Annotated in this window: 10 protein-coding genes; all 10 read right to left on the reverse strand. The window is 41.4% G+C overall.

Translation table 11 applies throughout. The features are described from left to right. Nucleotides 1-165: 165 nt before the first annotated feature. Nucleotides 166-1,644 carry a sulfatase family protein gene (locus tag BUA60_RS18280; protein WP_072864247.1) on the reverse strand — a complete coding sequence of 493 codons (1,479 nt, stop codon included), beginning with the start codon at nucleotides 1,642-1,644 and terminating at the stop codon, nucleotides 166-168. Between the two features lie 55 nt (nucleotides 1,645-1,699). Beyond that, nucleotides 1,700-3,352 (reverse strand): sulfatase, encoded by a 1,653-nt coding sequence (locus BUA60_RS18285; RefSeq protein WP_072864249.1) that lies wholly within the window; start codon nucleotides 3,350-3,352, stop codon nucleotides 1,700-1,702. Nucleotides 3,353-3,537: 185 nt separating this feature from the next. Next, nucleotides 3,538-5,547, reverse strand: a complete 2,010-nt coding sequence (locus BUA60_RS18290; protein WP_072864250.1) for a glycoside hydrolase family 127 protein — start codon at nucleotides 5,545-5,547, stop codon at nucleotides 3,538-3,540. Nucleotides 5,548-5,582: 35 nt separating this feature from the next. Continuing rightward, nucleotides 5,583-7,148 (reverse strand): MFS transporter, encoded by a 1,566-nt coding sequence (locus BUA60_RS18295; RefSeq protein WP_072864252.1) that lies wholly within the window; start codon nucleotides 7,146-7,148, stop codon nucleotides 5,583-5,585. 38 nt (nucleotides 7,149-7,186) lie between these two features. Continuing rightward, nucleotides 7,187-9,274, reverse strand: coding sequence for a glycoside hydrolase family 127 protein (locus tag BUA60_RS18300; RefSeq protein ID WP_072864253.1), 2,088 nt, complete (start codon nucleotides 9,272-9,274; stop codon nucleotides 7,187-7,189). 15 nt (nucleotides 9,275-9,289) lie between these two features. Beyond that, nucleotides 9,290-10,684, reverse strand: a complete 1,395-nt coding sequence (locus tag BUA60_RS18305; RefSeq protein ID WP_072864255.1) for a sulfatase-like hydrolase/transferase — start codon at nucleotides 10,682-10,684, stop codon at nucleotides 9,290-9,292. Between the two features lie 222 nt (nucleotides 10,685-10,906). After that, entirely contained in the window at nucleotides 10,907-12,694 is a 1,788-nt protein-coding gene (locus BUA60_RS18310; protein WP_245802582.1) for an arylsulfatase, read from the reverse strand. Nucleotides 12,695-12,783: 89 nt separating this feature from the next. Next, the gene (locus BUA60_RS18315; protein WP_072864259.1) at nucleotides 12,784-13,941 is read right to left on the reverse strand and encodes a mandelate racemase/muconate lactonizing enzyme family protein; all 1,158 of its coding nucleotides are present in this window, start codon (nucleotides 13,939-13,941) and stop codon (nucleotides 12,784-12,786) included. Between the two features lie 45 nt (nucleotides 13,942-13,986). Next, entirely contained in the window at nucleotides 13,987-15,285 is a 1,299-nt protein-coding gene (locus tag BUA60_RS18320) for an MFS transporter (RefSeq protein ID WP_072864261.1), read from the reverse strand. An 83-nt stretch (nucleotides 15,286-15,368) separates the two neighbouring features. Next, on the reverse strand, nucleotides 15,369-15,638 hold the full coding sequence (locus BUA60_RS18325) for a hypothetical protein (RefSeq protein WP_245802583.1): 270 nt from the start codon (nucleotides 15,636-15,638) through the stop codon (nucleotides 15,369-15,371). Nucleotides 15,639-15,717 lie beyond the last annotated feature (79 nt).

Consider the following 15,717-nt stretch of genomic DNA (forward strand, 5'->3'; position numbering starts at 1 on the left):
ATAAATTGGATAATATAATCTGTGATCCCAATATTGGGACATTAATAGGTAAGTATCAAATGAGTTGGGGTTTATGGATGATAACACAATCAACCGCATGCTACCCTATTGTATACGGTAATTATCGGCACTTTGTTTTGGGTGGGTCTACTCCATTTGATCCGATCAATTTTTATACGGATGAGTAACCAATTTGGAAATTTCGAAGGTTTCATCATAACGAGGCATTCTTCCATCGTTCCAATATTCTTCGTCCTTAAGGGAGTAATACCATAGCGGCTTAACAAAACCTTTAGTCCATTTTTCGGTCTCCGCTACCATTTTTTCCAGAAGTTCAGGATATCTTCCACTTAAATTTTTCTTTTCACCAATGTCCTGCTTAATATTAAACAACCCCCAAGGCTCGTTGGCCATACGGGTTATCTTCCAATCACCTTGCCTACCCCCAACATCGGAATATCCTTCGCGGTAACGCAGGGAATAGATCATTTTATCCTTATAGGAATCTGTTCCCGCCAGCACATCGGCCATTATATCCTTGCCATCCAATTTCTTGTTACCGGAAACCTTGGTCTTTGCCAATTGCACAAAAGTGGGATATAGATCCAGTGCGGATACTGGAAAATCATAATGTTTTTTTCCGTCAATTTTTTTGGGCCAATGGAAAAACATAGGCACGCGGTAACCACCCTCCCAAGTATCTCCCTTGGTTCCCTTAAGCGGGTAATTATTGGCTCCATGATCGGTGTTCCCTCCATTGTCACTTAAGAATACAATTAGTGTATTCTCATATTGTTTGGTTTCTTTTAAATTCCTTACAATTTGACCAATACCACGATCTACGGCATAAACCATTGCGGCGTAAGTGCGTCTATCCTTATCCTTAATGTTAGCAAACTTTTTAAGGTCTTCGGCTTTCGCTTGAAGGGGGACGTGCGGTGCATTGTAAGCTAGATAGATAAAAAATGGTTTCTTCTTTTCCGCTGCTATTTTTATATCACGAATAGCCTCCCTGGAAAAAGCATCTGTTAGATATTCTGTTTCTTCAACATCCCGACCATTGTGTTCCAGTGGCTTTAGATAATCTCTAATATTCTTATTTCCTTTATTGAGCTGTTCTTGATATGTTTTATGATATTGTTCAGGGAAATATTCGTGCCCCCCGCCAAGGAATCCATAAAAATTGTTGAATCCTCTTTTGTTAGGGTGAAACTTAGGGGCTGCACCTAGGTGCCATTTACCAACAGCACTGGTATAATACCCCGCTTCCTGCAATATTTTGGACATATAGGTTTCTTCTATAGGAACCCCCATATTATCCGCATCTTCCTCACTACTATTTTGAAATAAATTATAGGCCGTGCCCGTGAAATGGGGATACCTACCCGTTAGGATTGCAGAGCGACTTGGTCCACAAAAGGGGTGGGCCACATAGGCTGAAGTGAAAATAGTACCACCATGGGCCAATTTATCCAATTCTGGCGTTTTAATATCCTTAGACCCGTTGAACCCAACATCGTTATATCCTAAATCATCACATAGAACGACTAAAATATTTGGTCTACTATCCTGTGCCATAACATAATTGGCCAGTAATAATGTTATCACCGCGAAGGGCAACTTTATATCTTTGAATTTAATCATTGTAACAATACTTGTTATTTAAAAGTTGAAACTAAAATCGCACAGCCAAATAAAATTAGGGCATTATCGCCAGATTTCCCTGCCAGCCTTTGTTGAACTGTGTTAAAAGTTCTCCCACTAAAACGGGATTGCCCGCTGCAATATTGATGGTTTCAGAAGGGTCTTTCTGGTGATCGTACAATTCAAAAAATATGGGATCTGCTTTAGGTTTAGTATAATCCTTCCACACCACAAACCTATAGTTGTTGGTACGCATGGCGTATCCCATAAGGCGGTTTTCGAATAATTCCCTATTCCAATTATCCCCTTGTTGAGCCTTAATGTCTTCTTCCTCTTCTTCTATTAAAGGTCCAAATGAAGTTTCCCGCATACCTTTGGATAGGGGATTGGCCGCCCATTCACGTAAAGCTGGTGTTGGAAATTGGCTAAAAACTGCCTTTTTCCAATCTCTACCTGGGTCCGAAAGTAACGGGGCGAAACTCTGTCCTTCAAGATGTGCTGGCAATGAAACGCCTGCCAAATCACATAAAGTCGGATACATATCTACCAGCTCCACCAAAGCATCGGTCTTCTTTCCGCGGATTGCGGCCGGCATATTTGGGGTGGAAATAATTAAGGGTACTCGTGTTGCTATCTCATAGTTGGTAGCCTTTCCCCAAATACCCATGTCTCCCAGGTGCCATCCATGATCGCTCCACAGTATTATGATGGTATTATCACGAACGCCTGCCTCGTCCAAAGCTGACAACATACGGCCAATCTGTGCATCTACATAGCTTACACAAGCTAGGTATGCATGTTTTAGGTTAAGGGCAAGTTCCTTTTCAATGGAGCCTTTTTTAGGAATATCGGCCCGTGCCCTTAATTCAAACGAGGCATGCAATCCCATGGTGGCTCCGTTTTTGGGTGCTTCTACATGCTCCGCCAATTGTATTTTATCTTCGTCGTACAGATCCCAATATTTCTTGGGGGCTACCCAATCTAGATGCGGTTTTTTCATGCCAAGGCCCAAAAAGAATGGTTTATCCGGATTCTTTTCGAGCATATCTTTCATGGTGGCAATGGCCAAATCGGTATTATGCCCGTCTTCATATTCATTATCCGGAAAATCAGCAAACTCATAGGCAGGTCCTTTTCCCAAACCATTTCTCAAGGCATTTTCACCGTACTTTGCTACCATGGCGGCAGCATTCTCTTTTTGCATTTTTTGGTTTTCCGCCAGCTTAAATCCAAAAGCGACTTTTGGATTAGCCATTGCTACAGGTTTTCTGCTCCAGGAAAGTTCGGCATCACCAAATTCCTTATTGTGATATATTTTTCCCGTGTATACCGTTTCATAGCCATTTGCCCAAAAGTGTTGCGGCAAAGTAATGATGTCCGGATTTTGCTCCCGAAAATAAGTGAAATTCTCAATTACCTGGATAGATTCTGGTCTAGCCCCTGTCATTAAACTAGCTCTTGATGGGCTACAAATAGCCTCCTGGCAATACGCATTGTTGAATAATAGTCCAGTAGCGGCCAGGGCATCTATATTGGGAGATATGGCAATATCCGAGCCGTAACAGCCCAATTCGGGACGCAGATCATCAATGGCTATAAAGAGTATATTGGGCCGTTTTTCTTCCTGAAGCACTCCTTTTGTCTCTTGCTTGGATTTGCAACTGGTTAATACTATTAAGAAAATTAAAAACTGTAGGAACCTAATCATGCTGCTTATCAAATTATATTACCTTCAAAATAAATCAAACTACACGGTATTATGTTAACACCATTTAACCCGATGTAACACTATTTTACCCAAAAACAAAGATTCCAAGTAATAACTAGATTGAAGATTAAAAAGCACGCTTGAATTGATATTCCATCAATACATTAAAAATTCAACTTTTAGCCTTAAGGCTTTGACGATATAGAATCAGTGTTCCATATTATGGGTATAAATACCGTCATTTCTGCTTGGCCCCTGTTGCTCCATGCAAAATAAGGTATGAGTCGGGTTTTATAGGGTTCAAATTTTGGCCTCCCGCTAGCTCTGTACATTCCTTCCCCCTTATCTACTCGTAGTAAAACCTCTGTCTCCAAAGTACAAATTCCGCCCAAAAAATCCGGATGATAGCTAACCTGCAGTTCTGAATCACCATTTAGGTATACGTCCAAAATGCTATTATCCGGTGGTAAATCTGGCGTTTCTATACAGTATACTATTGGCCCCCGCTTAACAGCGACTTGGTTCCTAACTTCCTCTATTCTTGGGTGACCTTCTACCAATCGCGCCGTCATGGGCATGTCCAAAGTAATTATATCACCCTTTTTCCAAACACGGGCTATCTTGGCGTAAGATCCGGATATTATCGGGATACCTATATCCTGTCCATTTAACAACAAGGTGGCATTCTCTACCCATACTGGTATTCTCAAGCAAATTTCAATAGCCGATTTCCTGCATTCTTCCACGGTAATTTTCACCAAACCTTTCCAAGGATACTCGGTATCTTGGGAAAGCTTAAAGGGCGATCCATCTGTTAATTTTGTATCCAACGAATTGCTACCATAAAGATTTACTGATATACCGTCTTCGGACAGGCTATATGCCCAATCCGAAACTGTGGCAATGGTTCGGACCAAGTTGGGTGGACAGCAAAAGCAGCTCAGATATGGTTCTCTATCCGGAGTTTCGGTTACGTTTTCATGAGCCTTATAATCCCTTGTATTATGAAGCATTCTCAATGGGTTGGCATAGAAGTATTCCTTACCTGCAACACTGATACCCGAAAGAGCACTATTATAAAGTACAAGCTCCATAATATCAGCGTATTTGGATTCCCCATGTATGCCCAACATCCTATAACTGAACATAGCATTACAAAGGTTGGCACAGGTTTCGTTGTATGCGGTCATATTGGGCATCATGTAAGCATCCAAAAAACCTTCCTCGATCATATCCCTGTTTGCCGACGCGCCGTAATGTGTTTGGCCAACGGCCCCCGTGACATACATTTTTTTATTGGTAACATTCTCCCATAGTCGATCAAGAGCATCTATCAATGCCTTTTCACCAGTTTCGGCATACACATCCGCTGCCCCTGCATAAAAATAAAGTGCTAGAACTGCGTGGCCAACAGCTTCGTTGGACTCCCGCAAAGGTGTACGCTCCTGCACCATATCCCCTATAGGATACCCTTCTGTAGTACTATGATGTTCTACTTTATATTTACCTCGATTATTAATGAACTTTTCGGCCAACTCCAAATATTTCCTGTCACCCACAGTTCTATAAAGCTCCACCAGCCCCATAATCTGTGTCTGATTAAAACCGAAGCGCCCATAGTGTTTGGTATCAGGCATAAAAATAATATAAAGCAAATCCGCATGCTTAATGGCTATATCCAAAAAATTCCTTTGCCCAGTAATCCGATAATGCACACAGGCACTTATTAACAAATGTCCGGTATTGTACATTTCATGGTACTTGCGGTTCTCGTATCTGTCTACCTCTGAGCGAAGCTGGATCTGGGTCTGTAAATAACCATCCTTTTCTTGGGCCCTGCTTATGATTCCTATATATTCATCCAATTCCTCCAATAGATTGGGGTTTTTGGTTTGACCATAAACATAGGTCTTGGCTTCCATAAATTTATAAAAGTCACCGTCATGCCAAAACATCCCTTTGTGTTCTCCCTGTTTCTCACCCGCGGCAATTTTGAAATTGTTCAACGCATGCCCAATATCTCCGCATAACACTTCTCCCATATAGGGCACCATTACCTCTTCGCATAATTTAAACTTGTCTGCCCAAAATCCCTTGGTCCATTTACAGTCTCCATAGTCCACATTTTTAAATTTAAGATTGGGACTGTGATTTTTGTCAAGATTTTGCTTCGCAACGGTTTGATCCAGATTCATAATAGTAATATCAGTACAATATGGTTATACTTAAATTATTTTTTTTGCAGTGCCAATTGAATTTCTTCAATGGTCATATTTTTAGTCTCCCTAAGGTAGCGATAAAGTATAATTAAGCCCACGGCCACCATAAGGGCATAAAAAAGAAATATGGCACTTCCTCCCATGGTAGCCAGTTGCCAAGGAAAAAACTGTTGTACCAGATAATTAGTAAGACTGGTAATTAAGGTGAAAAAAGGAATGGCGACCCCCCTAAGTGAAATAGGGAAAATTTCAGAGAATAAAACCCACATGATTGGACCTACTGAAAAATGAAAGGCCGCTATAAAACTTAACAGCCCAATAAGAATTAGGGTAGCGTTAAGTGTTGCTGCCTTTTGAATTAACAAACTGGAGTGTTCCCGGACATCCTTATCTCCAAGGCTTTCTTTTAATGCCTGTTTAAATTCAGTATCGCTCGTATATTCCTTGTCGGTCAAAACCAATAGCCTATTCCTATCGGGGATATCCGTCATTTCTAAAATTGCTTTTTCCGTAAGGGTATAGCGGGCAGTTTTAAAACCATAGGAGCACATTCCCAAACTGATAATGATCCAAACCATGCCCCAGATAATCATAGGCCGTCTTCCAACCTTATCTATTAACAATAGGGCCAATAGTGTAAATATAATACTGGTAAGACCAATCCAAATGGCCTGTACAAATGCGGCATCAGTACCAAGACCTAATTGTTCAAAAACCGTCGGAGCATAAAATAGTATGGCATTAATCCCTGTTGCCTGTTGTACAATGGCTATGGTTACGGCAATAATAAGTGTGGCCCGCATCGGCTTGGCAAATATCTCCTTCAGCTGTGTAACCATGGACCGGTTTTCACCCGTAAGCTCAAGACTTTTTTGTGTATCCTGTATATGTAATAGTATTTCTTCTTCCGGAACAATTCTTCGTAGATTCTTTTTTGCTTGGACTATATTACCTGTCATCACCAACCAAGAAGGGCTCTCAGGGATTAAAAACAGTAGCACCAACCAAATAAGTGCAGGAATAATTTCGGAGCCTAACATCCATCTCCAAGTATACTCGGTGAGGCCCCAATTGTCCACCCAAGCTGCACCGGAACCAGCGGCTTGCAGTATCAAATAATTGACAAAATATGCAGCAGAAAGGCCCACTACTATATTGATCTGCGTCATAGAAACCAATTTCCCCCTCCATTTTGCCGGTGCTATTTCTCCTATGTACATAGAAGCAAGTGAAATTGAACTAAAGGCCAATCCTCCAATAAAACGGGCTATTACCAATGCCCAAAAACTAGGTGCCAAAGCTGATGCCACTGCCGAAAAGAGATACAATACAGCAACAAACTGCAAGGTTATTTTTCGGCCCAAGCGATCACAAGCCCATCCTGCCAAGGGAAGGGCAAAAAGAACACCAAGTGCAGGTGCACTTACCGCGGTACCCAGTTGAAGTTCCGAAAGTCCAAACTCCTGGGTTATATAATTCACGGTACCCGAAATTACCGCAGCATCCAAGCCGAAAATAAAACCGCCCATGGCTACTATGGTCGCATATGTAAAAGCCTTACTTTGGTATGAACCCATTCCCTCCTTTTTAAAAAATTAAATTCAGATAAGCGTCACTATTGACCCCAGATCACTGGTAAGAAAACCGTCATTTCTCCTTGGCCCCTATTGCTCCAAGCATAATAGGGTATTAAATTGGTTTTGTATTTTTCAAATATTGGAGCTGATACCTCACGATACATACCTTCCAATTTGTCCTTCCTAATCAATATCTCTCCCTCCAAGGTTGTAACCCCACCTAAAAAATCGGGCCTATTGGTTGGGACCAACATTTTATTAGAGGACAAATACACAGAAGTAATATCGGTTTGTGATGGCAGATCCGCTGACTCGATACAATAAACGACCGGACCTCTTTTAACGGCCACTTGGTTGCGCACCTCCTCTATACGGGGATGCCCTTCCACAAATTTGGTTTCCATAGGCATATCCAACAATATTATATCCCCTGCAGTCCATTTACGTTCGATTTTGGCAAAATTACCGGGAATAATGTTATCGACGGATTGATTATTGACCGTAACTTTAGTTCCTTTAGCCCACTCTGGTATTCTTAAAAGCAACTCGTAAGGTGAATCTTTACATTCCTCTATGGTTATCTTAACAGTCCCGTTCCAGGGATAATCAGTTTCTTGTTTCAATTTAATTACGGTACCGTCCAATAGGTTCGTTTCTAACTTGTTGCCTCCGTAAAGGTTTACTGAAATACCATTTTCAGACTTGCTATAGGCCCATCCCGGGGATTGGGCAATTGTTCTCACCAAATTTGGCGGACAACAAAAACATTGAAGATAAGGTTGTCTCTCAGGAAACTCAACATTCATTTTATCATAATCCAGGGCACCTTCTATCTTGCGCAAGGGATTGGAATAGTAATAATGGGTGCCATCCAAGCTAATACCGGACAAACCGCTATTGTGCAGAACCAACTCCATAATATCTACATGTTTGGAATTCCCACTCAAGGTCAGCATTCTATGGTTGAACATGGAGTTACAGATATTGGCACAGGTCTCATTATAGGCCGTCATATTGGGCATCATATATTCGTCTATAAAGCCTTCCTCTATTTTATCCAATCTGGAAGACCTGCCATAATGTGTTTGACCAACAGCCCCTGTAACATACATTTTTTTCAAAGTCACATTCTCCCATAGTCGGTCAAGAGCATCTATTAACGCCTTTTCCCCAGTTTCTGCGTACACATCTGCCGCACCTGCGTAGTAGTACAATGCCAAAACAGCATGGCCCACTGCTTCGGTTTCCTCTCTCAAAGCTACCCTTTCCTGAACCATATCGCCTATGGGGTATCCCTTGGTAGTTTCATCGTCCTCTATTTTATAGGTTCCCCGCATATTAATAAACTGTTCTGCCAATTCCAGGTAACGCTTGTCCTTTGTGGTACGATATAGCTCTACCAAGCCCATAATCTGTGTCTGATTGAAACCAAATCTTTTCAAATGATCCGACTTGGGAGAAAAAAGGTCGTACAAATAATCGGCATGTTTTACAGCTATATCAAGAAAATTTGTTTTTCCCGTTACCCTGTTGTGAATACAGGCCGCAGTCATTAAGTGTCCACTATTATACAACTCGTGATACCTCCGGTTGGTAAACGGCTCAAGATCGTCCCTTATAATTATAGGAGTAGAAAGATAGCCGTCTTTTTGCTGTGCTTTGGCAATAACTTCTATGATCTCATCTAATTCCGCCACTATTTTCTCATCCTTGTTAATGGCGTAAATATAGGTAGAGGCCTCCATCCACTTATAGAAATCCCCATCATGCCACCAAAATCCTTTGTGTTCCCCTTCCTGAATCCCAGCAGCAATCTTAAAATTATTATATCCATGTCCAATATCTCCCTTTAAGATAGTTCCCATATGCGGAATCATAACTTCTTCCGCAATTTTCCATTTTTCGGCCCAAAATCCTTCCGTCCATCGGCAATCCCCAATATCAATACTTTTTAATTTAGCATGTGGGCTGTTTGCGTTGTTTATAATACCCTTTCCAGTATCGAGGGAGCTGGCATAATTTACTTTTGTTGATGATTCTGTCCTTAAAGAATCCGTATCAACTGTTTTTTCTTGACAAGAGAGGACCAAAAATAATCCAAGTAGGAAAATCGATATATTTTTCATTTTTTCACTTTATATTTAATTCTCATCATTTTTATGCCAATAAGCATCCATTCGGTCTATATCCGCTTTTTCGTAACTCTTCTTAAGCAGCCACCTCGGACGTTCAAGCGTGGCTTCCCAAGCAAACAGTTCTTTATACATCTGCTTAAACCTACCAGGTTCCGAAGCCGAAAGATCATTTAATTCCCTTTCATCATCCGGAAGATAAAAAAGCTGAGCAGGACGATCCGGGAAGCGCACCAATTTCCAGTCCCCTTTTCTCATGGCAGCCCGCGCATCCCGCTTCCAAAAAAGTACCTCATGGGGGCGTTCCGTTTTCTTTCCATTTACAAAAGGAACTATATCTACACCATCAATATCCTTTAAGTCGTGAACAGGACCCCCTGCTGCAAAATAAAAGGTAGGTAGAAGATCAAAGGTGCTAATTGGCTGGTCATAGGTGGTATTGGGTTTTAAATGTCCTGGCCACCTCATTAAGAACGGGACCCGTATACCACCTTCCAAATGAGTAGATTTTATACCACTTAAAGGGCTATTGTCAGATCCATTCTTATCTGAAGGTCCCCCATTGTCATTGGTAAAGACCACAATGGTATTCTCCGCTATACCCAACTCGGACAATTTATTCAATATTTTTCCGGCAGCCCGGTCTAAAGCCAAGGTCATTGCCGCCACTATTTTTCTATTGCCTGATAAACTAGGAAATTGATTTAAATCCTCCTCCGTGGCATCCATTGGCGTGTGGACGGCATTGAAGGAAAGAAAGGCGAAGAATGGTGTTTTCGACTTACTTTTTCTTTCAATAAAACTAAGGGATTCCTCGGCCAAGACATCGGTCAAATACCCAGTATGTTCTTCGAACAGACCAAAATTGCGCTCCATTTTATTAAGGGATTCGGTTGGCTCGGCTTCATAAGGAAAATAGTCGCGAGCACCTCCCCGAAAACCATAAAACTCATCAAAACCACGTTTCAAAGGATGAAAACGATCGGCTCCACCTAAATGCCATTTACCGTAGAAGGCTGTGGCATAGCCCTGTTTTTTTAAATAATCTGCCATGGTAACTTCTTCAACCGGAAGGCCCATTTCCGCACCATCAGCGGCCGATACCGCGCTCATAAACCCAGGAACGTTGTTTTCTTCATATCCAAATCTATATTGCGACTTTCCTGTAATTAGCCCTGCTCTAGAAGGGCCACAGGTAGGGTGTGTAACATAAGCCTGGGTAAAACGGACACCTTGTTTGGCCAATTTATCCAAATTAGGGGTTTTCATGACGGTACTGCCCTGAAAACCAAAATCGGCGTAACCGGCATCATCTGCAAACAACAACACTATATTCGGCTGTTCTTGGGCCACCCCAACTTGCAATGATGTAATGACACAAATAAGTACAAAAAGATTTTTCATATTGTCCACGATTAAAGCAAATGACATTATACTACTTTAGATTTCATATTCTAGAAATCCAACCCATACAAATTAATCAAAATAAAGTTTGTAAGGATTAATGAAATTTACCTTAGGCCGGCATTATTTTACCACAATACGCCTTGTAATGGAATATATAGAAGCATTTCAGTGGAATGTTGCAATCCCGTAACTCCAGCAAGAAATAGAATACCTACAGCGTTAGTCCAACCGTTTTACATCAACAAAGAGGGGACCTGTTGCTAGCCTTTCAGTTTTCAGGTAAGCGTGAAAATTACCGTCCCCCTGAGGAAGTACTACATTATTGAACACGACCCTCTCCTGATTTTTCTTAACGGGAAGTTCAAAATGAACATTAAGAAATTTAATATGTGCGATACCATCTGCCGTCAATGGTGGCAAGTCTAGGCTAATTTCATATGTTCCGCCCGATGCTGTTACACGCCAATACCCTAGTTCGTTTTCAGAAATTACCCTAGGGCCGCCCCAATCGAAGCGTGACAAATTCACATTTGGCTGTTCCATACTGCCCAAATGGATGCGCTGAATGCCTTTTGCATCGCGTTCTTCGGTTACTTCATCGAACCAGTTTTCGTATCGCTCCAATAGGTCTTCTACCAGTTCTGGATGTTTGGTGGCTAGATTGATGCGTTCGCTTGGATCAATTTCAATATCATATAGCTCCAGATTGGCAAGTATTTTTTTTAATTCCCCGTCTTTAGGTTGGTACAAAATATTATGTGGGTCATCATGGGGGCCGATCAATTTATATTTCTGCGTCCTTACTGCAAAATGCATATATTTAAAAGGTGTAGGGCCATAATGCATTTGGGTGAAAAATGCTCTATCTTGAAGTAAAGCCGTATCATTATCTTTCCAAAGACGAAGCAACGATTTGCCATCGAATTTAATATTTTCAGGCTCTTTAATGTTGGCCATATCTAAAAGTGTAGGTGCAATATCTATAACAGAACCCATGGTTCTACGTTGTAGGCCCATTGAAAGTTCTGTGGGCCATTTTACAAAAAAGGGCACCCTTATACCAGCCTCATAAACACTGGTTTTAGTTCCTCTAAGATTGGCGACCCAACGACCTGGATACACGTCATTTTTTGTTCTTCTATGTCTTGGTCCGTTATCGGAAAGAAATATCACTATGGTATTTTTTTCCAAACCAAGCCTTTTAATATGATTTAGTACTCTACCTACATTATAGTCAATATTGTCAATCATGCCATAGGTAAGTGCATTGTCTTCGTGCAACCCTATCCTACGATATGGTTCGGCTCTCTCATCCGGTACCTGCAATGGAAAATGTGGCAAGTTGGTAGCCAAATAGGTAAAAAAGGGCTTTCCGTCCTTTTGAGCCATAAAATCTATGGCCGCCTCGGTAAAGATATCATCACAGTAGCCCTTGTACTTCTTTGAAACGTTGTTATGCTCAAGTACGGGATCGAAATAAGTGTTACCGGCAGGCCCTGCAGCCTGGCCTATGCCTCCTCCTTTATGAACTAGGGCTTCCTCAAAACCTTGGTCGGTGGGTCGCATTGGGAAATTATCTCCCAAATGCCATTTACCGAATATTCCTGTGTGATAGCCGTTCTCTTTTAGAATTTCTGCTATGGTCAATTCCGAAGTGTTCATAAAATGGTCTACTTGAGTAACGGCGGTGACCCCAGTGCGATAGGGGTATCTTCCGGTCAGAAGTGCAGCTCGGGATGCAGAACAGTTGGGATACGCCAAGAAATTGATCATTTCAATACCTTTTTTTGCAATGGCTTCCATGTTGGGAGTCTTTAGGTACGGATTTCCATGCATACCAATATCGCCATAACCTTGATCATCGGTCATCATGATAATGATATTTGGTTTTTTTGTTTGCGAAACCAAGGTTGAGGAAGTTATAAAAATAGTTATGAAAACGACTATGGCGAGGTGATATTTTAATCTATTGGGATACATCCCACCATTGGAGCAGAAACAAATCATTTTTTAGTATTTAAATTGGAGCTCATATAAATTTTATATCATTCTATTTGGTATCCTGTTATCACGCAGAATTGAAAAACCTTAAAACCCTACCAATTGGTAAAGGAACCGTCTTTGCGTTTTAATCGTGGAGTTTCCACCATTTTAAAAGTTGTTTTGGATGCCAATTCTTCGTTGAATTCTACCCCTAGACCCGGACCTGAAGGTAAAATATAGCGGGATCCTTCCATTACCGGTTGTTGAGGATAATACTTCGGATTATCAAAACCAGGGTTTTCCACTGGTGTGTGAAGTTCCTCCATCCACCCAAAATTTGGGGATGCGGCTGCAAGATGCAAAGAAGCCGCCGTACAAATGGGCCCAATGGGATTGTGTGGCATCAGATCAATATAATGGGCCTCGGCCATGGCAGCCACTTTCATGGCTTCCGTCAATCCTCCCACATTACAAACATCGATTCTTGCAAATTGTGTGATTCCTCTTTCCAAATAAGGCAAAAATTGCCATTTACTGGCAAATTCCTCGCCAAGGGCAAAAGGTACAGGAATCATTTTGCGCAAGCTTTCATAGGCTTCAGGAGTCTCATCCCTTATGGGCTCCTCAATAAAATCAAGTGTTCCTACGGGCATTCTGTTTATGAAAGATACGGTCTCGGCAGCCGTAAGACGGTGATGGTAATCGATGCCAATGGTTGGTAATGACCCTAATTCCTTTCGTAGTTCTGTTACCCATTCGGAGACAATTGCGATAGATTCCCGTGGTTCAAATATTGATTCAGACTTGCCTAAATACTCAGCAGGAGCAAGTCTTAGCACATTCCATCCTTCCTTAACCAAGACCCTTGCCTTTTCAATTAATTCTTCCTTAGAACGAAAAAGCAAGGAAGCAAAACAATCCACATAGTCTCGTTGTTTACCCCCCAATAGTTCATAGACCGGTACACCCAATGCCTTTCCCTTAATATCATAGAGCGCAATATCTATGGCTGAAATTGCAGCCGTCAATACCCTGCCACCTTCAAAATACTGGCCACGATACAAATCTTGCCAAATGGCGCCGATTTGAAACGGATCCTTACCTATTAAAAGTGGGCGAAAATGGTCAATGGCACCTATAACGGCCAACTCTCGGCCGCTAATTCCGGAAGCGCCCCAACCATAAATGCCTTCATCGGTCTCAATTTTAATGTTCAATTGGCTCCTTTCGGCAATGTTGACGGGAAATGATTTAATGTCGGTTATTTTCATCTTCTTATTAGTATTTTTAGTTGCCCTAAGTCTTATTACCCGCCCTTATGCGGAATCCAGTTCTATTCTTTTTATTTTTCCCACTATTAGCAAAAAGGAAAGAAAGCCCACTATTGTGATGCCCCCAATAAAAAAAAGTGCAGGGCTAAAATCGTCCTTATCCACCAGGGCACCTATTACCACTGGGACTATGACCGCCGATAATCCGCCCATTAAATTAAAAACTCCTCCGATCAGGCCTACCAGATGCTTTGGGGCAATCAACGAAACGAATACCCAAGTAATCGAGGCTAGTCCGTTGCCAAAAAAGGCAATAGTCAAGAATAAAATTATAAAAAAAGTGCTATCTGTATAATTTGCCCCGACAATACTGAACGATAAAAAAAAACCGATCAAAACAGGGGTTTTTCTTGAAAATTCGATGGAGTATCCTTTTTTTATCATGTAGTCAGAAGTAAAACCTGACAAAAGTACCCCCAGAAATGCCGCTAGAAATGGCACGGAGGCCAAGAAACCGGATTTAATAAAATCGAACCCCCGGTACTCCACCAAATATGTGGGAAACCAGGTGAGAAAGAAAATAGCCACAGAACCCACACAAAATTGTCCGATATAAACTCCCCATAATTTACGATGCTTGAACGCCTCGGCAAAATCCGCCCAACTGAATTTTGCCAATGAAGTTGATTTCTTGGCAACCTTTACTAACCCACCACCCTTTTCTATATATGAAAGTTCGGCCGCATTAATACTTCCGTGCCTATCGGGGTCCCGATAAAAAGCATACCAAACAACGGCCCAGATTATACCAACAAGACCAGAGGCAATGAGTAGCCCACGCCAGCCAACCCAATCTTGTACTGCCGTTAAAACGGGAAACAAAAAAGCTAGTCCAATAAATTGACCGGAAGTATAAATGGCTATCGCCGACGCCCTTTCTTCTTCAGGAAACCACTTGGTAACTATAGCATTGTTAGCCGGATAAGAGGGAGCTTCGAATACCCCGATACTCGCCCGTAGACCCAAAAGAACGGCAAACGAATTTACAAACCCTTGCAATAGAGTAGCAATAGACCAAAGAAAGAGCATTAAGGCATATAATATTCGCAATCGCATTTTATCAACTATAACTCCACCTGGAACTTGCAGAGCTACATAGGTCCAGCCAAATGCGGAAAACACCAGTCCCATTTGAACGGTACTTATTTCCAAAGATTCGCGCATAGCCGACGCCGCAACCGATATGTTTGTTCTATCCAAATAATTGATTACTACCGTTCCAAAAATCAGTGCTAATATATTGTAACGCTTTTTTGTGGGTTTGGCAGACTTTGGAAATTTCATTTATTAGGTTGTTTAACTAGTAAAGTATAAAAGTAGAACGATTTATAAAGTAGTAATGGCTCCTTAAAAAGTTAAATATAAGGTTATTTTGATATTTCCATAAATTCTACGGGAGATCCTTTGTGGACAATGAAAGCCACTCGAACTCCTTCTGCCGGAGAAAATGTTTCCACTAGAATTTCACATCCTTTAAGGGCTTGTTCCATTTCATCAACTAAATAGGCCACATGAGGAAGTGTTCGCATCATTTCTGGCATAGGGCTGTTGTTGTCGAACTTAACCCATTCTATCTGGTACTGATCTTTGTCGAATTCTGTATAGTGAATCCTTCCAGGTTCGTAAAACCCGTCCAAGTTTCTTTCTTCATTTGTGGGGATGCCTATGTGGTTAAAAGTTTAATTCATCTACTTAGTGTTATTTGTTCATTGCAAA

The organism is Arenibacter palladensis, assembly GCF_900129275.1.
Lineage (GTDB): Bacteria > Bacteroidota > Bacteroidia > Flavobacteriales > Flavobacteriaceae > Arenibacter > Arenibacter palladensis.